Below are 19,438 nucleotides of genomic sequence, written 5' to 3' on the forward strand. Positions count from 1 at the left end.
ACTTTTAGGTAAGGCTTACCTAGCCCTATAGTGGGAGTGTGCTGCGGATACGTGACCTTTCGAAGAGCTTCGCGCTCGGACGTCGGCAGTCGCAGCCCGTTTACGCGCTGAGCCAGGTGGATCTCGATGTCGCGGAGGGTGAATTCGTCACCGTGCTCGGCCCCTCCGGATCGGGCAAGACCACCCTTCTGAGATCGATCGCCGGCTTCGAATTTCCTGAGAGAGGCAGCATCCACGTTGGTGGACGCGCGGTTCTCGCGCCGGGAGTGCGCACTGTTCCCGCGCACGATCGTGGCATTGGGCTCGTCGCACAAGAGGGTGCACTGTTCCCCCACCTCACCACCGCTCAAAACGTCGCGTTTGGTCTCAGCGGTCACGGCGCTCGGGCGCGACGCACGGCTGTCGCGGAGGTTCTCGACCTCGTTGGGCTTGGCGGCTTCGAGAAACGGTGGCCGCACGAACTCTCGGGCGGTCAGCAGCAACGAGTCGCTCTCGCCCGGGCAATTGCACCGAACCCGCGAATTGTTCTACTCGACGAGCCGTTCTCGTCGCTTGATGCGTACCTGCGCGACTCGCTGCGCACCGAAGTGCGCGACCTTTTGAAGTCAATCGGTGCCACCGTTCTGCTCGTCACCCACGACCAGGAAGAAGCGTTGGCGCTCGGGGACCGAGTAGTCGTGATGCGCGATGGCCGCATCGTGCAGTCCGGTGCCCCGTACGAGACGTACTTTCAGCCCTTCGACATCGAATTGGCACGGTTCCTCGGCGACGCGATCGTTCTCGATGGCGACGTCGTCGATGAAGGGGCGGGCACAGTATCGGTGTCCTGCGCATTCGGCACCCTGCCGGTGTCGTCGTGGCATGGCGGCTCGGGCAGGTGTGACGTTCTCGTGCGGCCAGAAAACATCCACATCTGCGCGGCGGATGCACCGACAAGCCAGGCTGATCGCGACCGCAGCCTCGTGGGAGTTGTGCTCAGCCGAGAGTTCTACGGGCACGACGGCGTGCTCAAAGTGAAGGTGCCGGGGCTCGAGGAGCAGGTGCGCGTGCGCGTCATGGGCGATCACTCCTTCGACCTCGGTGAACAGGTGCGGTTGAGCGTCAACCGCCCTGTGTCGACGTACGCACAGTCGACCCATGCGCAGTCGACCTACGCACACTGACCGCGCCGAACCACTCCGTACCCCGGCAGCAGAACGCCCTCGGGCAGAAAAGGCACAGCTATGATCATCAGACCCTTCAGGTATGGCATCGCGGGAGCGATGGCTCTGGCACTGGCGGTGCCGCTCGCGGCGTGCACGTCCACAGCGAACGAGCAGAACAGCGTGCCCAGGGCGCCCGAAACTTCGAGTGTCACGCTCACGGTCTACACGGACCAGCATCCTCAGATGATCGAGGCGCTCACCAAGGCATACACCGAGAAGACGGGCGTGAAGTTCCGGATTCAAGAAGGCGCCACCGTTGGTCAGATTCAGGCGGAGGGCGCGGCATCGCCCGCCGATGTCTTCCTCTCCGAGGACCCCGGCCCCGTCGCTCAACTGAGTGCGAGCAAGCTTCTGGTCCCCGTCGCCAAGAACACTCTTGACCAGGTGCGTCCGGCGTTGAACCCCGACGACGGAACGTGGGTTGCCTATGCTGCTCGCGCCCGGGTGTTGTACTACAACCCGACCCTTATCGCGGAGGCGGATCTTCCGAAGTCCTTGCTCGACATCGTGAAACCCGAGTACACGGGAAAGTTTGCCTGGGCTCCGTCTGGAGCGTTCGTCGCAACGACGCAGTATCTGATCTCCACGATCGGGATGGATAAGACGCGAACGTTCCTCGAGGCGATCAAGACCAATGGGACCAACGAACAGAAAAACGGCAACGTGCGAGACACCGTGGAGGCGGGCAAACACGCGATGGGCCTGTCCAACCACTACTACTGGTGGGTCAAGGCGGCAGAAGTAGGTGGGCCAGACAAGATGGTTTCGAAGATCTACCACTTCCCGCAGACGGATCCGGGCAACCTGATCCTCTCCTCGGGTGCTGGTGTTCTCAAGAGCAGCAAGCATCAGGATGCTGCGGCTTCTTTCCTTCACTGGCTCGCCGACCCGAGCGGTGGTCAGAAGGTGATCGCTGACGGGGGTGTCGACAGTACCGAAGCCCAGTACCCTGCCGCGCCCGGTCTGGTGAGCAAGGTTGCCGGCGACCTCAGCGAGGTGAAGTCACCCAAGTACGACATGGGTATTTACGCGGATCAGAACGAGGCGCAGAACCTGCTCAAGACGCTCGGCCTCTCGAGCTGACCATGCGCGGCAGCAACAGGGGCGGGCGCGGGATTGTAGCCGCGCTCGCCGTTGTCGTTGCCGTCGTATCACTGCTGCCGATCGGCTACCTGTTCCTCGCGGGGATCTCGTTTGGGGACATCGCGAAGCAGTTCAGTTACCCGACCACGCTCACCGATATCGTCAGCACGGTCGGCCTCACTGCGGCCATCTCGGTGGTCTGCATCGTGCTCGGTGTGGGGGCGGCTTTGTTGGTCGTACGCACGGACGTGCCGTTCCGGCGCGTGCTGACGGTGCTGTTCGCGATGCCATTGGCGATCCCGGGTTTTGTGAGCTCCTACGCCATCTACTCCGCGAGCCTGGTCTACGCGCCGCAGTCCAACCTGGTGACCAGCTTTACCGGCGCCACCGTCGTGATGGCGCTGTCGCTCTATCCGTATGTCTTTCTCGCCTGCATCGTGGCGGTGCGCAACATCGATCCCGCGCAGGAGGAGGCTGCACGCAGCCTCAACGCCCGACCGCTCTCCGTGCTGTGGAGGGTTGTCGTTCCGCAGCTTCGTCCGGCTCTGGCAGGTGGTGCGCTCATTGTGGGTCTGCACGTTCTGTCTGAATACGGGGCGATGGTGCAGCTGCGGCAGCACACCCTGACGACGACGATCATGGGCGAGATGCTGGACTACGGCGACTATGGCTCGGCCCGCTCGCTCTCGCTGCTGCTGGCGGGCCTCGCGGTCATCCTGCTGCTGTCCACTCGTGCGCTCACCGGTCGTTCCCACGTGCTGAGCGTGGGTCGCGGCGCCGTTCGACCTCCCTCGCGAGTGCGTCTGGGGCGCGCTCGTGTGCCTCTGTTCGTGGCCCTGCTGGTCATCCCGCTTGCGGCCCTTGGGCCCACGGTTCTGATGACCGTGCGAGGCTTGGCCATTGCCCGCCCCGGAGCGGCGAGCGCGTGGGCGCAGGTTCTGCAGGCCACCGGTACGACCCTGACCTTCGCCGCGTGGACGGCGGTGGTGGCGACGGTCGTCGCATTGCCGGTGAGCTGGTGGATCAGCCGGCATCCGTCACTTCCGGCGCAGCTCACCGAACGCTCAGTGTGGCTGGCCCACTCGGTGCCCAACGCCATCCTCGCCCTCGCACTCGTTTTTCTAGCCACGCGGCTTATTCCCGGGGCCTACAAGACCTCGGCGCTGTTGATCGCGGCCTACGTGATCCTGTATCTCCCACTCGCGGTCGCGAACCAGCGCGTGGGCCTGCAGGCGGCGTTCGTGAGCTTTGATGAGGCCGCAGCATCTCTCGGGAGTCGAACCTGGCGCAGGCTGACCCGCATCTCCCTGCCCTTGGCACTTCCGGGCCTTGCGACGGGCGCACTACTCGTCGGCCTGGACGCGAGCAAAGAGCTGACCACGACCCTGATGCTGCTGCCGTTCAACGCGAAAACGCTGGCCACGGGGTTGTGGGGCACGACGAACGGTGAGTCCCTGGATTTCACGGCTGCCGCTCCGTACACCCTGATGCTCGTGATTCTCGGTTCGATACCGGTATATCTGATCGTTCGCCGCACCCTGCGGGCGGTGACCTGAGCGGTCAGTTGCCGAGGTGGGCGTGCAGGAAGTCCACAATCCTGGCGCGCAGCTGCGGGGTGAGCATCGCGAGGGAGTGGCGTGTGCCCGGCACTGTGGCGTAGGTGGTCTCAACGCCCGCCTTGTGCAGGGCGGCGACCAGGGCATCCGCCTGTGGCTTCGGGATGAACTCGTCGAGTGACTGTCCGATGAAGAACGGCGGGTCACCCGAGTCCACCTGGTACAGCGGGGATGCCGCCCTCGCCTGCGGGCAGAGGTCGAAGCTCGTGCAACCGAGGTAGTCGAGTTCGATCTGCTGGAACGACGGCGACGTCGTGCCGAGGCTGAGGCCCGCGGCAGTGAGATCCGTGGGCCCGCTCAGTTCGGCGACCGCGGCCACACGGTCTCCCATCGTGAGAGGGCCTGTTCCGGTGGTGCCGAGAAGGGCCGCCAGATTGCCGCCGGCCGACCCGCCGAAGACACCGATGCGCGCGGGGTCGATGCCGTAGCGGTCCACCTGTTCCGGTGCGCGCATCCATCGCACGGCCGCCCGGGTGTCGTCGATCGCCGCGGGAAAGACGTGCTGTGGTGCGAGCCGGTAGTTGATCGAGAAGGCGACGAAGCCCGCGCCGCCGAGCCATTCGCAGGCGGGAAGCCAGGCTGCGTTGCTCTTGTCGCCCGAGCGCCAACTGCCGCCGTGGATCACGAGCACGGCGGGCTTGGGCGCCTGCTCGCCCGTCGTGGCCGCGACGCGAGTGCAGACGTCGAGTGTCAGTGGCGCGCCATCCGCGGCCCCGTACACGACATCCCTCGTGACGCGGATGTTCGGGGTCGTCTCCACCTGCGCTGGAACAGCCTGCACGGCCGGCTTCGCGGGCACAGCCTGCGTACCGCTGGGCGCGCATCCGCTGAGCACCGTGGCCAGGATCGCGAGCGTGGCAGCGAGCGCGGCGAAGCGGGGCTGGGCTGTGTGGGGTGCGTGGTTCAGGGTCGTGCCAATCTACTGTTCCGGACAATCTAATGCGCTTTGCTGCGCGATCGGGTAACGTAGTCCAGTCGGCTCTAGACATCGCGAAGTCTCGCGAATGGGTTTGTAAGTCTTTCGGGCCGGTTTCTCTGTCACTCAACTACTCCTGAGCTGGCCGGAGAAAAATCACGTATGTGAACGGTCCTGGTCAAAGAACGCCCGGGTTCCTGCAGAAGCGCAGCTTGTTGGCTGCGTGCTGCCATGCAACTAAACAACCCGGAAAGAACCATGCCCATGAATAAATTCGGTGCAGGCAAGAAGCCGGCCACCTCTGGCCGTCCCACCAAGAAATACAACTCCTCGGGCTCCAAGCCCGGCAGTCGCAGCGAGGGCCATCGCGGCTTCCGCGCGGATGCGCCGGTGAAGAAGCAGCGTTGGAACGCGGATGACCGCGCGAAGCGTTCGGGAGACAACACTGGCGACCGCCGCCCCAACTGGGCTCCCGGCGAGGAGCGGCCGTCGCGCCCCGCTTATGGTGACCGCCCGCAGCGCACCGGACGCCCGTCGTACGGTGACCGCGCCAATCGCACCGAGCGTCCGTCGTACGGAGATCGTCCGCAGCGCACGGAACGCCCGTCGTATGGGGATCGTTCTGGTCGCCCGTCTTACAACGACCGTCCCGCTTATGGTGATCGCCCTGCTCGCACGGAGCGTCCGGCCTACGGTGACCGCGCCAATCGCACCGAGCGTCCGTCGTCTGGCGATCGTCCTGCCCGCACCGAGCGTCCCTCGTACAAGGACCGTGGCAACGATCGCCCCTACGACCGCGGGCAGCACACGGATCGCCCGTCGTATGGCGACCGCCCGGCTCGCACCGAGCGCCCCAGCTACGGCGAACGCTCGACCCACGACCGCGCTCCTCGCACCGAGCGTCCCTCGTATGGCGACCGCCCGTCCTACGGCGACCGCCCCGAGGGTCGCCCCTACGATCGCCCGCAGCGCTCTTTCGGCGACCGTCCCAAGCGCTCGTATGACGACCGTCCCAAGCGGTCCTTCGATGATCGTCCCCGCCGCGACTACGCCGAGCGTCCTCCGCGTCGCGACAGCGATCTCTACCCGACGCGCGCCGCTGGCCACTCCGGCCAGCACGAAGACGTCGTCCTCGAGCACCTCGAGGCGCAGGTCGTCACGGCGGCAGAGGTCAACGGCACGACCTGGGGCGACCTGGGCATCGGCGACAACATGACTCGCCAGCTCATCGCGATGGGCGCGGCAACGCCGTTCCCGATCCAGGCGGCGACGATTCCGGACGTGCTCTCTGGCAGGGATGTCCTCGGGCGCGGCAAGACCGGCTCCGGCAAGACGATCGCCTTCGGTGCACCGCTGGTCGAGCGCCTGATGGAGAACCACGGTGGCGCAGGACGCAAGCCGGGCCGCAAGCCCCGCGCGCTCATCCTGGCTCCGACTCGCGAGCTCGCCATGCAGATCGACCGCACCGTTCAGCCGATCGCCCGCAGCGTCGGACTGTTCACCACGACCATCGTCGGCGGCGTTCCGCAGCATCGCCAGGTGATGAGCCTGCAGCGCGGAGTCGACATCGTCATCGCCACCCCGGGCCGGGTCGAAGACCTCATCGAGCAGGGCCGCCTCGACCTGAGCGAGGTCTTCGTGACCGTGCTCGACGAGGCCGACCACATGTGCGACCTGGGCTTCCTCGAGCCGGTGCAGCGCATCCTCGAGGAGACGAAGGAGGGCGGCCAGAAGCTGTTGTTCTCCGCAACTCTCGACAAGGGCGTTGCCACGCTCGTGAAGCGGTACCTCAAGGAGCCCGCTGTTCACGAGGTCGCCGGTGAAGACCAGGCGTCGTCGACCATCGATCACCGCGTGCTCCTGCTCGAGCAGCGCGACAAGTTCCGCATCATCGAGGAGCTGGCCGGGGGCGAGCACAGGACGCTCATCTTCGCCCGCACCCGTGCCTTCGCGGAGCAGCTTGCCGACCAGCTCGAAGACGCCGGCATCCCGGCGACGAGCCTGCACGGTGACCTCAACCAGTCCCGCCGCACGCGCAACCTGTCACTGCTCACGAGCGGTCGGGTCAACGTGTTGGTGGCGACGGATGTTGCGGCCCGCGGCATCCACGTCGACGACATCACGCTCGTGATCCAGGCCGACCCGCCGGACGAGTACAAGACCTACCTGCACCGCTCCGGCCGTACGGGCCGCGCGGGCAAGGTAGGCACCGTCGTCACGCTCGTGACGCGCGCTCGCCGCCGCCGCATGGACGAGCTGCTCGGTCGCGCCGAGATCGAGGCCACGATGACTCCGGTTGCCCCCGGCGACGCGGTGCTCGGGGAGCTCGCGGCACTGTAACGCGCTCTCGCCGGAACGGCGCTCATCCCTCACGGTTGGGCGTCGTTCTGCGTTTCTGGGACGAACCCCGCGACCGTAACGAGGGAGGTTTCTGTTGGTCAGCGCAGAAAGGAGGAGAATTTCGCGACTGATCCGCGATCTCTCCTCCTTTTCGGTTGTCTGGAGCAACTGACTCAGAGGCGGCTCAGGCGATTGCCGCGCGGTTCAGCATCTCGAGGATGGTGGCGACCGTCTCGTCCCAGCGATTGAAGACCTCTTCGTAGCCGAATCGCAGCATCCGATAACCAGCGCGGATCAGCCGATTCGTGCGGATCCTGTCGTGCACCGGGTCGTGCCATTCATCGCCGTCCAGCTCAATGATCAGCCAGCCGTCGATCACGATGTCCACGCGATCACTGCCGATACGCACCTGTTGCTGGAGGCGAAGACCCAGCAATTCCAGCCGCATCCGCACGATGGTCTCCATGCCGGATTCGCCGAGGAAATTGAGCCGAGCCATGAGCCGACGCTGATGACGCGGCAACCGAGTGAGCAGCAGAGCCACCGCGCTACGTGACAGCCGCTGGTTATGCACCGCGCTTTCGAGTGCGGCAGCGATCTGCTCGTCCGATTCGGTACGTGCGAACTGGATGATCGCATCCACCGTCGATACCCGCCAGGCCGGGGCTGTGCTCGACGGGGTTTCCTGCGGCGGGATGGCGCGCGCGGATGACCCGGGGCGGATGGTCTCGACAGCGGGCGCCCAGTGGGTCACGACGCCGCGCGGGGTGAACTTGGGCGGCGAGAAGTTCGCGAGCGGCGTCAACGGATTCTGCGGCACCCGGTGCGCGTTGGGTGGAACCTGAAGGTGCAGCCGCCGGTCATCCCCTGCCCAGATGTCATATGAACGCAGCGCTGTCGCCCCGGTGAGCCGCGCGCCGCGAAGCACTGCGATGATCGCGAGCTGGTTGGCTTCTGGTGTGGCGACCCATCCGGGTCTGACGGCGCACACCGTTCCTTCGCGGAGCGCGCGGTCGACCCGGTATCGCGCGAGTCCCAGTTCGGCCAGCTGGCGTCTCGCAGCGAGATATCCGAGTCTGGTCATTGCGGCGGAGAGGTGCATTGCGACAGTGTCGCCGAGCTCGCGTGCATCGGGGATGCGATCGCGCCGACGTGAGGCATGACGTTGACGGAGCGGCGCTGTGGAGAAGGGATGGTCGCGGTCGAGATGGTTCGCGTGCGGCAGCGTCGGCAGGAGGGAGTCGTCCGCGAGGAGGGAGTTTTTGGCCGTTCAGCACGAAATGGAGGAGCTTCCCGTTGGAAATCCGCGGTTCCTCCCCCTTTCCGGGTTCCATATGCGCAGAACCGCGGGGCGGGCGTCACGAAGCGCAACGTACGGTTACATGGCGTCACGATAATTGCTCGGGAAGATTGGCTGCGCGTACCGTCGCAGCCATGTCATTCATCTGCCTTATCTTGTCGGGAGCTGCACTCCTCATCAACGGGCTTGGTCTGCTCGGTCGCATCCCGGGAAGGGATAGCGGATATTTCAACCTCCTCATCGGCGGAACCCAGCTGCTGCTCTCGGTCGCGATCGCCGTACAGGCGAACGGCAACGCCGCCGCGCTCCTCAGCGTCAGCGGGGTCTTCCTGTTCGGACTCACCTATTTCTACGTCGGCCTCGACGCGCTGCGGCAGCTCGGTTCGGTTGGCCTCGGCTGGTTCTGCGGTCTCGTTGCGCTGGTCGGTCTCGCATATGTGGTGGCGAACCTTACGCTCGATCCGGTGCTGAGCGTGTTGTGGCTGAGCTGGGTCGTTCTGTGGTCACTGTTCTTCGTCGTGCTGGCCCTCGGCAAATCGGGCCTGACCGTCTTCACCGGCTGGGCGCTCATCCTCACCAGCCAGGTGACGACAACGATTCCGGCACTGCTCGGCCTCGCTGGCAAGTGGCCGAGTGGCCTGGCGAGCGCGTTCGTGGCGCTGGTGATCGTGGCGCTGCTGTTCGGCGCTGCCGCCCTATTGGCCCGGCCTTCGTCACGGCGCGCGGTTCGTCAGGCGCCCGAATCCGTGTCGGCCTGATCCGGCATCTACTCTCTGTAGCATCCGTTTTCGCCCTGTCGCGTCACATCACGAAAGGTCCACCCATGTCAACCGCCATCGCCGCCCCCGAGGTCGAGTACTCGAGCCTCACCGCAGTCTTCCGTCCCATCTTCGAGCGCATCGCAGCCGGTGCGCTCGAGCGCGAGAAAGAACAGCGACTCGGCTACGCAGAGATCAAGGAGCTGACGGATGCCGGCTTCGGCGCCCTGCGCGTTCCAGTTGCGAACGGCGGCTTCGGGGCGTCACTGCCTCAGCTGTTCCGCCTGTTGACCGAGCTCGCCACGGCCGACTCCAACATCCCGCAGGCCCTGCGCGGACACTTCGCTTTCGTCGAAGACCGACTCGTGTCGAAGGGAGCGCAGCGCGAGGTGTGGCTGGAGCGCTTTGCCGCCGGGCAGATCGCGGGCAATGCCTGGACCGAGATCGGTGCCGTGAAGATCGGCGACGTGATCACCAAGGTCAGCCCGATCGAGGGCGGCGACGGCACCCAGTTCCACGTGAACGGCACCAAGTACTACTCCACCGGCAGCATCTTCGCCGACTGGATCGACGTCTTCTCTCAGCGCACCGACAACGACGTCAAGGTCATCGCCGTGGTCGATGCTCACCAGCCCGGCGTCACCCACGAGGACGACTGGGATGGTTTTGGTCAGCGCACCACCGGCTCCGGCACCAGCACCTTCGTGAACGCCGTGGTCGCGGTAGAGAACGTGATCGACTTCGACACCCGCTTCAAATACCAGACCGCCTTCTACCAGGGCGTGCTGCTGTCGGTGCTGGCCGGTTCGATCAAGGCAGCCGAGCGCGACATCGCCGAGGAGGTGCGCAAGCGCACCCGCATCTTCTCGCACGGCAACTCAGACTCCTTCGCCACCGATCCGCAGATCCTTCAGGTGATCGGACAGGTCTCCGCGGCCGGATACGCTGCCGAGGCCACGGTCGAGCGTGCCGCCCGCGCGTTGCAGGGTGCGTACGAGGGCGCATTCCTCGACGACGAGATCGAGGATGAGCGCCTCAACGACATCGCCGAGCTCGAGACCGCGCAGGCGCAGGTCGTGTTGACCGCTCTGGCGACCCACGCGACGTCGGATGTCTTCGACGCGCTCGCGGCATCCGGAGTGAGCGTGAAAAAGGGCTTCGACCGCCACTGGCGAAATGCCCGCACGGCAGCCAATCACAACCCGTGGGTGTTCAAGGCGCGCATCATCGGCGACTACGTTGTGAACGGGGCGACACCGCCCCGCGTCTGGGCGATCGGTGCGGGGCCAGACAAGAAGAGTTGATCCGGCCCAGGGCTTGACTGGTAAGCAATTCCTTACCAATATGGATGCATGCCTATTTCTCATGTTCAAGTAGTCTCCGTCCCCGTATCTGACCAGGGCCGAGCGAAAGACTTCTACGTCGATACGCTCGGACTCACGCTGCTTGCCGACCAGCAACTCGCACCCGACATGCGCTGGGTGATGGTGGCTCCACCGAGCGGGGCAAGACTGACCCTCGTCACCTGGTTTCCGACGATGCCGCCGGGCTCGCTCAAGGGATTGGTTCTGGAGACCGACGATCTGGAGGGCGATCTGGCGACACTGGGTGAGAAGGGGCTCACGGTGAGTGACGTGCAGAGCGCGCCGTGGGGCCGTTTCGTGACCTTCGATGACCCGGATGGCAACGGAATCGTGTTGCAGGCGTCCGCGCCGAACGCGCCGCAGTCGGATGCCGCCGGCTGGCGGGACGATGCCTGAACTCGACGTGTTTCAGGCGATCGCACATCCGGCCCGTCGGCAATTGCTCGACGCGCTTCGAGAGCGGGAGCAGCCCGTGCGCGAACTCGCGGCACGCTTTCAGGTGAGCCGCCCTGCGACGTCGCAACACCTGCGCCTTCTCCTTGACTCGGGCTTGGTCGCCGAACGCAGGGTCGGTCGTGAGAACCTATATCGGCTCACGGCGGAGCCCCTGGCCGAAGTCGATGGTTGGCTCGCGTTCTATGAGGACTTCTGGCGCGACCGACTTCGAAAGCTCGGTGGCACTCTGGCGGAACTCGCAGCGGGTGTAGACGAGAATCAAGAAGAGGCGCGACGGTGACCGCGATCGACACCGCTGATTTTCTGCCGCATCCGCCAGAGCTGGTGTGGCATGCGCTGACTGACCCCGTGCTGCTGGGGCAGTGGCTGATGCCGAATGACTTCGAGCCGACCGTTGGTCATCACTTCACCTTCACCACCCAGCCCGTGCCCGCACAGGGATTCACTGGGGTGATCGACTGTGAAGTGCTTGAGCTGGATCCACCGCGGAGACTGAAGATCACGTGGGTCAGCGGTCACCTCGATACCACCGTCGAATGGCGGCTTGAGGCCGAAGGTCGTGGAACGCGTCTCTTTCTCAGGCACGACGGCTTCGATGAGGCTGACCCGCGCCAGGCTTTAACGCTGAAGACGCTCGGCGGAGGATGGCGTGGCCATATGATCGGGCGCTTACGTGAGGTGCTTCAAGGAAACGACACACCTGAATGAGCGCGGGCGAACATCGCGCATGACATTTTACTAGCGAGCGTCACGGATGTGTAATACGGTAGCTCGCATGGCAAACGCAGCGAGCAACGAACGCACCATCGAGTCCGAGATCGTCACGGATTTCAGGGACCGGATGAGCTACGGCTCCTACCTGCAGCTCGACAAGCTGCTGGCGGCGCAGGTTCCAGTGAGCACCCCGGTGCACCACGACGAGATGCTGTTCATCATCCAGCACCAGACCAGCGAGCTGTGGCTGAAGCTCATGCGGCACGAGCTGCTCTCGGCGCGAGCGCTGATCGCAGCCGACGAGCTGCAGGTCGCGCTCAAGCGCATCGCCAGGGTCAAGCACATCCAGCGCCAGCTCACCGAGCAGTGGTCCGTGCTGGCGACGCTAACGCCCACCGAGTACGCCCAATTCCGCGGCTACCTGGGCAACGCATCCGGGTTCCAGTCTTACCAATACCGTGCGGTCGAGTTCTTGCTCGGCAACAAGAACGCCGGCATGCTCAAGGTCTTCGAATCCAACCCCGAGGCGCACGAGTTGCTGTCGAGCCTGCTCGCGGAGCCGAGCGTGTACGACGAGTTCCTGGGCTACCTCGCGCGTCACGGATTCGACGTCCCAACCTCCGTGCTGGAGCGGGATGTCACCCAGGGATACGCGTTCCACGAGGAGCTGGTCGACACCTTCCGCGAGATCTACGAGCATCCGGAGGAGCACTGGCTCGCCTACGAGACCTGCGAGGAGTTCGTCGACCTCGAAGACAACTTCCAGCTCTGGCGCTTCCGTCACGTGAAGACCGTGATGCGCATCATCGGCACCAAGCGCGGCACCGGCGGCTCGAGCGGTGTGAGCTTCCTGCAGAAGGCGCTCGACCTCACCTTCTTCCCCGAGCTCTTCGCCGTGCGCACGGAGATCGGATGACAGCGGCGGTGAGGTCTGACGACCTGCTCTTCCGGCGCCGTCTGAGCAGCAGATTGGCAGACCTCACATGAGTACGAGAGTGTTCAGCACCCGTGAGTGCTGGATGGGGGAGTGGTTGGCGGGGCGCAAGGTCGTCGCTGACGAGAGCGGCTTTCGGCTGGCGACGGATGCCGACCCAGAGCCATCCGGGCACCTGGCGGGCACGCTGCTCCCGGGCTTTCGCGACGCGCACGTGCACCTCGGGCTGGTGGACGGAAGTGCGCTGGCGGGGGCGGGCATCGCGTCAGTCGATGACTTCGGCTGGGACCCCGTCATCGCGGCAGGGTGGGCTGACGACGACACCCTCCCGTCGGTGCGGTACGCCGGTCGCCTGCTGACCGCACCGGGCGGGTATCCGACGGAGGCGGGCTGGGCGCCGGAGGGTGCGATCGAGCCGGTGGCGTCATCCGCAGCGGCGGCCGTCGCCGTCGACCGACAGCTCGACGCGGGCGCGAGCTTCATCAAGATCGCCCTCAATTCCGACGCCGGCCCGGTGCTCGACGACGCCGCCCTGCACGCGATCGTCGGCCACGCCCATGCGCGCGGCGTCATCGTGGCGGCGCACGCCCAGGGGTCTGGTCAGGCAGCTCGGGCCTACGCGGTCGGTGTCGATCGGCTCGCGCACGCCCCGTGGAGCGAATCGCTTTCAGGCGAGCTGCTCGCGGCGATGGCGCGGCGGCAGAGCTGGGTGAGCACCCTCGACATCCACGGCTGGGGCGAGCGCGGCCGCGAGTTCGAGATCGCGCAGAAGAACGTGCGCCGCTTCGTTGAACTCGGGGGCACGGTGCTGTACGGCACCGACCTCGGCAACGGTCCGCTTCCGCTCGGCATCAACGAACGCGAGCTGCGGGCGCTGGCGGATGCCGGGCTTTCGCCAGACGCGCTCGTCGCGTCCATTGCGGGCAACGCATCCGGCGCGGGCTACCTCGGCCGCCGCGCGAGCTACATCGCCGAGCCCCGCACGCCGGACACGGCCGCGTGGCTTGCCACCGCATCCGTCATCACCACCGACTCCCTGGAGGCCGTTCTCTCGTGACCGATCAGCTCAGTGCGCTACGCGAGCGGGCCGCCGCGCTCGACGCCGCCGATGCCCTCGGCCATTACCGCGACCTCTTCGTCGGCAGCGACGATCCGTCGGTCGTCGCCTACCTCGACGGCAACTCGCTCGGCCGCCCACTGCGCTCGAGCGTCGACCGGGTGAGCGGCTTCATCGCGAAATCCTGGGGCGGGCGGCTCATCCGCGGCTGGGACGAGGAGTGGATGTCGATGCCGCTGCGCATCGGAGACACGCTCGGTGAGGCCGCGCTCGGCGCCGCGCCCGGCCAGGTGTTCGTCGGCGACTCGACCACGGTCATCCTCTACAAGCTCATCCGCGCGGCAATCGCTGCGCGGCCCGGCCGCAGCGAGATCGTCGTGGACACCGACAACTTTCCGACCGACCGGTTTCTGCTGCAGGGCATTGCGGAGGAGTGCCGCATGACCCTGCGCTGGATCCACGCGGACACCACGGCGGGCGTCACTCCCGAGCAGGTGACCGCCGTCGTCGGACCGCAGACCGCGCTCGTGGTGCTCAGTCACGTCGCCTATCGCTCCGGCTTTCTCGCCGACGTGCCCGAGATCACCCGCATTGCCCACGAGGCCGGAGCGCTCGTGCTCTGGGACCTGTGCCATTCGGTCGGTGCCGTCGAGGTGCAGCTCGATGCCTGGGGCGTCGACTTCGCCGCGGGATGCTCGTACAAGTACCTCAACGGCGGCCCGGGCGCGCCCGCGTTCGGCTACGTGCGCGCGGCGCTGCAGGCCAGCGTGCAGCAGCCGATCTGGGGGTGGCTGGGCAGCGACGAGCCGTTCCAGATGGGGCCGGACTATGTGCCGGCCATGGGCATCCGCCGTTTCATCAGCGGCACGCCGGCCATCGTCGGCATGCTCGCGATGCAGGACATGATCGCGCTCGTCGCCGAGGCCGGCATCGACGCGATCCGCGCCAAATCGATCGCTCTCACCGAGTTCGCGATCGAGCTGACGGATGCCATGCTCGCCGAGCACGGAGTCACCGTCGCGTCCCCCCGCGACGCCGCGCGTCGTGGCAGTCACGTCACCCTCCGCCACGACGACTTTCGCGCGGTCACCGCCGCCCTCTGGGAGCGCGGCGTGATCCCAGACTTCCGCGCGCCGAACGGCCTGCGCATCGGACTCTCGCCGCTCAGCACGAGTTTCACCGAGTTGTTCGTGGGGCTCGACACCGTGCGAGAGCTGCTGGCGCAGTGAGCGCATGATCCTCGACGACTTCGATTCGCGGCCGGGCAGCGCAACGTCCCTACTGCGCACGATTGTGGGCGCGTGCCTGCGAGAGCTGGGCGGGCGCGCATCGATCGCCGCACTCATCCGTCTGCTCGGCGCCGTCGGCGTCTCGGAGTCGCACGCCAGAACGGCTGTGCTCAGGGTCAGTCGCAAGGGGCTGCTGCGGTCGGGCGGCAACGCCGACTACGTGCTCAACCCAGGCGCCGTGCCGATGCTCAAGAACGGCGACCGGCGCATCTTCACCTTCCGCCAGATGGGCGACGGCGACCCGTGGTGTCTCATTTCGTTCTCGATTCCGGAGGCACTGCGCGCCGAGCGGCACCAGTTGCGGCGGCAGCTGACCTGGATCGGATGTGGCACCGTGTCGTCCGCGCTGTGGATCTGCCCCGGCTTCCTCATGGGAGAGGTGGAGGGCATTCTCGACGAGCTCGGGCTGCGCCGCTACGCGACCCTGTTCGAGACGGCGACGCCGCAGCCCGCTGGTTCGTTGGCGGATGCCGTGGCCGAGTGGTGGGATCTGCCCGCGCTCGAGGCGCTCCACCGCGGCTTCCTCGAGGCGACGGGCGGGTTTGCGGGGTCAGAGCCGACGCCCGTGGGCGCGTCCATGTCTGACGTGCTGGGGCCGACATCCGCCGCACCCGAGACAGCCGTTGCCGAGCCTGGCGTCGCTGCCTTCGCGGCCTGGATCCGCACGCTCGACGAGTGGCGCGTCATCCCGTACCTCGACCCCGGCCTGCCACCGAGCGCGCTGCCCGCGGACTGGCCGGGCTTCGCATCCGTCGCCCGCTTCACCGAACTCATGGCCCGCTTCTCGGATGCCGGCCTCAAGTTCGCGAGGTTCGTCGCCGACTGAGGCGCAGCCCCACGACCGCCGCGCCGAAGCTTCCTCGCCCACAACGAAGGAACGTTTCCCCGGCTCGCGCGAGAAGAGGGAATTATTACGGCCCTACATCGGCTGTCTCCTTCATACCGGTCACACCGCAGTCACCGCGAGACGCTCGCGAGCCCTTCAGCGTGCAGCATTACGCTGGGTGGACTGCCAACGCAATGGAAGAAGCAAGCATGAAGACTCGTACCATCGGAGACGTCACCGTCAGCGCCATCGGACTCGGCGGGATGCCGATGTCGATCGAGGGACGACCAGACGAGGCGCGCTCCATCGCCACCATCCACGCCGCGCTCGACGAGGGTGTCACCTTCTTCGACACCGCGGATGCGTACCACCTGCACGCGGACGAGGTCGGCCACAATGAGTCACTCTTCGCGAAGGCGATCGCCTCGTGGGGTGGCGACACCTCGAACGTCCTGATCGCGACCAAGGGCGGCCATCTGCGTCCGGGCGACGGAACCTGGTACGTCGACGGACATCCGGACTATCTCAAGAAGGCGGCGGAGGCATCACTGCGACGCCTCGGCGGTGACGCGATCGGCTTGTACCAGTTCCACCGCCCAGACCCAGAGGTCGACTACGCGGACTCGGTTGGCGCCATCCGTGACCTGCTCGACGCGGGCACCATCCGCATGGCCGGCATCTCGAATGCCAACCCGCAGCAGATGAAGCTCGCCCAGGAGATCCTCGACGGCCGCCTCGTCTCGGTGCAGAACCAGTTCTCGCCCGCGTTCCGATCGAGCGAGCCCGAGCTCGAGCTCGCCGACGAGATGGGCATCGCCTTCCTGCCGTGGAGCCCGCTCGGTGGCATCTCGAACGCGGCGGAACTGGGAAGCCGCTTCGCGCCATTCCAGAAGATTGCGGATGCCCGGGGCCTGACCCCGCAAGTCGTCGCGCTGGCCTGGCACCTGGCCAAGTCTCCCCACGTCATCCCGATCCCCGGTGCATCGCGGCCCGAGAGCATCCGCAACTCGGTCCAGGCCGTGGACGTGACCCTGACTCCGGAGGAGCTCGCCACGCTAGACGCCGCCTGAGTAACGCCGTGGCGAGGGCTAGCCGGGGAGGCCCGGGTGGGCGTCGAGTATCTTGCCCAGAAGCGTTCGCAACTCTGCCGCTTCCGCTTTCGAGAGAGGCGCCGCGAGTTCTGCCTGCACCGCGTCGGTCGCGACCTGCAGTTCGTCGAGGTATCGCAGGCCGAGCGGGGTGATCGCGACGGTGTTGCGGCGTCGATCTGCGGCGTCGGTCGCGCGGATGATGTGCCCGGCATCGTCGAGTCTGGTCACGATCCCGTTGATGGTGTTGCGGTCCAGTCCGAGCTGCCTGCCGAGGTCGGCCTGGCTGTGGGGGCCGTACTCGTCCAGCGCGGCGAGGACGGCGAAGTCCGCGCGTCCGGTTGCGGGCATCCGCGTGCCGGTGAGCCGGGAGCCGAGCACGTTCACGCGGTTCGCCTGCCAACTGAGCAGCGCCCGTAATCGAGCTGGCGGCGCTGTCGACTCATTTTCCGTCACGTTCCGATCCTAACCGTTGTTCTTGCCAACGAATAGATGTTATCGTTGGTCCACACAACGTTGGTTACACCAACAAATGCGATCATGGTTGGGAGACCTGATGAACGACAAGAAAGCTACAGCTACGGATCTGACCGGTCACCGGGTGCTGGTGCCGGGCGGCACCGGCGCGGTCGGGGAGGGCGTCGTGCGCGCATTCCTCGAGGCGGGGGCAGAGGTCATCGTCCCCACCCGGTCCGAGGAGCGCTCGACGGAGTTCCGGGCGGTGCTGGGGCACGCGGCGAACGAGCACCTGCACCTGGTGGTGCACGATTACACGAGCTTCGCCGGCGCCCAGGACCTCGTCGAGCAGATCGTGCACTTCCGCGGCGGGCTGGACTCCGTGGTCGCTCCGATCGGCGGATGGTGGCAGGGCAGGACTCTCGCCGAGATCACCGAGCAGGACTGGCAATCGGCATTCACCGGCCTCGCGACCACCCACATGGCGGTACTGCGTGCGGCACTGCCGCGCCTGACCGACGCGGGCGCATACACGCTTGTCGTCGGCGACTCGGCGTCGTGGCCCGTACCGGGTAGTGGACTCGTGAGCATGGAGCAGGCCGCACTGCTGATGATGCAGCGCGTTGCCGCTGCCGAAAGTGGATCGTCGCGGCGGGTATTCGCCCTGGTGCTCGGACCCGTCACCACTCGTCACGCCGAGGGCACCGTGGATGCCGGGGACGTGGGTTCCGTCGCGGTCGCGATCTCGGCTGGCACCGCGCCGAGCGATTCCATCGGGCTGCACAACCCAGGCGAGGTGCAGGCTGCCCTTTCCGCGCTTACTGCGGGCGAGGCCAACTGATCCCGTGGGACAAGGCTGCGTGCCGAACCTCGGATGCACCACTTTGTCGTCTCACCGTCATTCCGGATCAGCCGCAGTTCGCGAGTTGCCCACTTTCGCCCCGAAATCGTCCGAATTCGGGCCGAAAAGGGGCGGAAGTGGGTAACTCGCGGTCAGTGGGTGCGCGCGAGTGCCCGGGCCGAGCGGGCTGGGTGAGGCCAGGCAGACTCAGGCCAGGGCGAGCATGCTCGCGGCGGCGATCGCGAGTACGAGGCCCACGACCTGAACCGGCGCGATCCGTTCCTTCAACACGATCGCCGCGAGGATGATCGTCCCGGACGGGTAGAGCGCCGTGAGCACGGACTGGATCGTCAGTTCCCCCATGCGCAGTCCCACGAGCAGGAAGATGTTCGCGGTCGCGTCGATCACGCCGGAGACCGTGGCGAACATCAGCCCCGGACGCCATCCGCGAGCGTCGGTACCGCGGGCGCCAACGTTGAGCGCGAGCGCACCCGGCCCCGACGCCGACATGGCGGCAGCGTCGATCCGCAGCGCTCGCCGCCGAGCCAGCATCGCCATCACACCGATCGCCGTGAACACGATGATCCCGTTCGTGGCCCGGTTGGCGATGAGCGGCACGACTCCCGAATCGGACGGGGTCATGTCGATGATGACGATGAACGCGCCGATCATCGTGCCGGAGCCGATCGCCATGCCGAGCGCCTTGAGCGAGGGGCGCACGGCACCCTTCTCCGGGACGAAGCCGACGAGAACCACGGCGACGAGCGCGAGCGCCAGGGCCACGTATCCGATCGCGTTCAGCCGGTCGCCTTTCACGAGCCCGACGAGCATCGGCACGAGAGCCGAGACCACGGCCGTCGTCGGCGACAGGATGCTCATGGGCCCGATCGCGAGGCAGGCATACAGCAGCACGATCGCGATCGCCCCGGTCACGCCCGAGAGTGCACCGAGCAGCACCGCGGATGCCGACCACGTTCCCCCGACCACTGAGATGGACGCCACGAGCAGCACGAGCCCGGATGCCGCCCCGATCGCCGTAACGCGCACCGCGCTGATGCGCTTGGCCGCCATCCCTCCGAGGAAGTCGGCCGCGCCGAAAATAAGCGCGCCGGAGAGGCCGATGATGACGGGGAGCATCCCCTAACGCTAGAGGTATTTGTGCGCACAGCGAAAAGCGCGGCGATTGCGGATAGCC

Annotated in this window: 19 protein-coding genes; 15 read left to right on the top strand and 4 right to left on the bottom strand. The window is 66.3% G+C overall.

Features of this window, described 5'->3' with window-relative positions:
• The first annotated feature begins 38 nt into the window (after nucleotides 1–38).
• Genes ABUA28_RS10130 through ABUA28_RS10140 form a run of 3 tightly spaced genes read left to right on the top strand, consistent with a single transcriptional unit; the run spans nucleotide 39 to nucleotide 3,844 of the window.
• The gene (locus ABUA28_RS10130; RefSeq protein WP_349904028.1) at nucleotides 39–1,163 is read left to right on the top strand and encodes an ABC transporter ATP-binding protein; all 1,125 of its coding nucleotides are present in this window, start codon (nucleotides 39–41) and stop codon (nucleotides 1,161–1,163) included.
• A 60-nt stretch (nucleotides 1,164–1,223) separates the two neighbouring features.
• Complete coding sequence (locus ABUA28_RS10135; RefSeq protein ID WP_349904029.1) at nucleotides 1,224–2,288, top strand: extracellular solute-binding protein; 1,065 nt, start codon at nucleotides 1,224–1,226, stop codon at nucleotides 2,286–2,288.
• 2 nt (nucleotides 2,289–2,290) lie between these two features.
• On the top strand, nucleotides 2,291–3,844 hold the full coding sequence (locus tag ABUA28_RS10140; protein ID WP_349904031.1) for an ABC transporter permease: 1,554 nt from the start codon (nucleotides 2,291–2,293) through the stop codon (nucleotides 3,842–3,844).
• A 4-nt stretch (nucleotides 3,845–3,848) separates the two neighbouring features.
• On the opposite strand, the gene ABUA28_RS10145 is transcribed toward ABUA28_RS10140, so the two are convergent.
• Nucleotides 3,849–4,685, bottom strand: a complete 837-nt coding sequence (locus tag ABUA28_RS10145; protein ID WP_349904032.1) for an alpha/beta hydrolase — start codon at nucleotides 4,683–4,685, stop codon at nucleotides 3,849–3,851.
• Between the two features lie 393 nt (nucleotides 4,686–5,078).
• Between ABUA28_RS10145 and ABUA28_RS10150 the strand changes: the two genes are divergently transcribed.
• Nucleotides 5,079–7,160 (top strand): DEAD/DEAH box helicase, encoded by a 2,082-nt coding sequence (locus ABUA28_RS10150; protein ID WP_349904034.1) that lies wholly within the window; start codon nucleotides 5,079–5,081, stop codon nucleotides 7,158–7,160.
• 184 nt (nucleotides 7,161–7,344) lie between these two features.
• Here ABUA28_RS10150 and ABUA28_RS10155 read toward each other — a convergent pair whose 3' ends face one another.
• Nucleotides 7,345–8,262 carry an endonuclease domain-containing protein gene (locus ABUA28_RS10155; RefSeq protein ID WP_349904035.1) on the bottom strand — a complete coding sequence of 306 codons (918 nt, stop codon included), beginning with the start codon at nucleotides 8,260–8,262 and terminating at the stop codon, nucleotides 7,345–7,347.
• Between the two features lie 332 nt (nucleotides 8,263–8,594).
• Between ABUA28_RS10155 and ABUA28_RS10160 the strand changes: the two genes are divergently transcribed.
• The 10 genes from ABUA28_RS10160 (at nucleotide 8,595) to ABUA28_RS10205 (ending at nucleotide 16,928) form a co-directional block, all read left to right on the top strand.
• Nucleotides 8,595–9,218, top strand: coding sequence for an AmiS/UreI family transporter (locus ABUA28_RS10160; protein ID WP_349904037.1), 624 nt, complete (start codon nucleotides 8,595–8,597; stop codon nucleotides 9,216–9,218).
• Nucleotides 9,219–9,283: 65 nt separating this feature from the next.
• Nucleotides 9,284–10,522 (top strand): acyl-CoA dehydrogenase family protein, encoded by a 1,239-nt coding sequence (locus ABUA28_RS10165; protein ID WP_349904039.1) that lies wholly within the window; start codon nucleotides 9,284–9,286, stop codon nucleotides 10,520–10,522.
• Between the two features lie 48 nt (nucleotides 10,523–10,570).
• Entirely contained in the window at nucleotides 10,571–10,978 is a 408-nt protein-coding gene (locus ABUA28_RS10170; protein WP_349904041.1) for a VOC family protein, read from the top strand.
• On the top strand, nucleotides 10,971–11,318 hold the full coding sequence (locus ABUA28_RS10175) for an ArsR/SmtB family transcription factor (RefSeq protein ID WP_349904043.1): 348 nt from the start codon (nucleotides 10,971–10,973) through the stop codon (nucleotides 11,316–11,318). The genes ABUA28_RS10170 and ABUA28_RS10175 overlap by 8 nt, the downstream gene beginning before the upstream one ends.
• A complete protein-coding gene (locus ABUA28_RS10180) occupies nucleotides 11,315–11,746 on the top strand; it encodes an SRPBCC family protein (protein ID WP_349904045.1) in 432 nt (143 codons plus the stop codon). Before ABUA28_RS10175 ends, ABUA28_RS10180 begins: the two co-directional genes overlap by 4 nt.
• Nucleotides 11,747–11,813: 67 nt before the next feature.
• The gene (gene kynA / locus ABUA28_RS10185; protein WP_349904047.1) at nucleotides 11,814–12,668 is read left to right on the top strand and encodes a tryptophan 2,3-dioxygenase; all 855 of its coding nucleotides are present in this window, start codon (nucleotides 11,814–11,816) and stop codon (nucleotides 12,666–12,668) included.
• 67 nt (nucleotides 12,669–12,735) lie between these two features.
• On the top strand, nucleotides 12,736–13,743 hold the full coding sequence (locus ABUA28_RS10190; RefSeq protein ID WP_349904049.1) for an amidohydrolase family protein: 1,008 nt from the start codon (nucleotides 12,736–12,738) through the stop codon (nucleotides 13,741–13,743).
• The gene (kynU, locus tag ABUA28_RS10195; RefSeq protein WP_349904051.1) at nucleotides 13,740–14,972 is read left to right on the top strand and encodes a kynureninase; all 1,233 of its coding nucleotides are present in this window, start codon (nucleotides 13,740–13,742) and stop codon (nucleotides 14,970–14,972) included. The genes ABUA28_RS10190 and kynU overlap by 4 nt, the downstream gene beginning before the upstream one ends.
• A gap of 4 nt (nucleotides 14,973–14,976) precedes the next feature.
• Nucleotides 14,977–15,858: a PaaX family transcriptional regulator gene (locus ABUA28_RS10200; protein ID WP_349904053.1), complete on the top strand. Its 882-nt coding sequence runs from the start codon at nucleotides 14,977–14,979 to the stop codon at nucleotides 15,856–15,858.
• 209 nt (nucleotides 15,859–16,067) lie between these two features.
• Nucleotides 16,068–16,928, top strand: coding sequence for an aldo/keto reductase (locus ABUA28_RS10205; RefSeq protein ID WP_349904055.1), 861 nt, complete (start codon nucleotides 16,068–16,070; stop codon nucleotides 16,926–16,928).
• 18 nt (nucleotides 16,929–16,946) lie between these two features.
• Here the strand turns inward: ABUA28_RS10205 and ABUA28_RS10210 are convergent, their stop codons facing one another.
• A complete protein-coding gene (locus tag ABUA28_RS10210) occupies nucleotides 16,947–17,402 on the bottom strand; it encodes a MarR family winged helix-turn-helix transcriptional regulator (RefSeq protein WP_349904057.1) in 456 nt (151 codons plus the stop codon).
• 100 nt (nucleotides 17,403–17,502) lie between these two features.
• On the opposite strand from ABUA28_RS10210, the gene ABUA28_RS10215 reads away from it, so the two are divergent.
• On the top strand, nucleotides 17,503–18,243 hold the full coding sequence (locus ABUA28_RS10215) for an SDR family oxidoreductase (RefSeq protein ID WP_349904059.1): 741 nt from the start codon (nucleotides 17,503–17,505) through the stop codon (nucleotides 18,241–18,243).
• Nucleotides 18,244–18,450: 207 nt separating this feature from the next.
• Here the strand turns inward: ABUA28_RS10215 and ABUA28_RS10220 are convergent, their stop codons facing one another.
• The gene (locus ABUA28_RS10220) at nucleotides 18,451–19,380 is read right to left on the bottom strand and encodes an EamA family transporter (protein WP_349904061.1); all 930 of its coding nucleotides are present in this window, start codon (nucleotides 19,378–19,380) and stop codon (nucleotides 18,451–18,453) included.
• Nucleotides 19,381–19,438: the final 58 nt, after the last annotated feature.

This window comes from Parafrigoribacterium humi, assembly GCF_040227205.1.
Classification (GTDB): domain Bacteria; phylum Actinomycetota; class Actinomycetes; order Actinomycetales; family Microbacteriaceae; genus Parafrigoribacterium_A; species Parafrigoribacterium_A humi.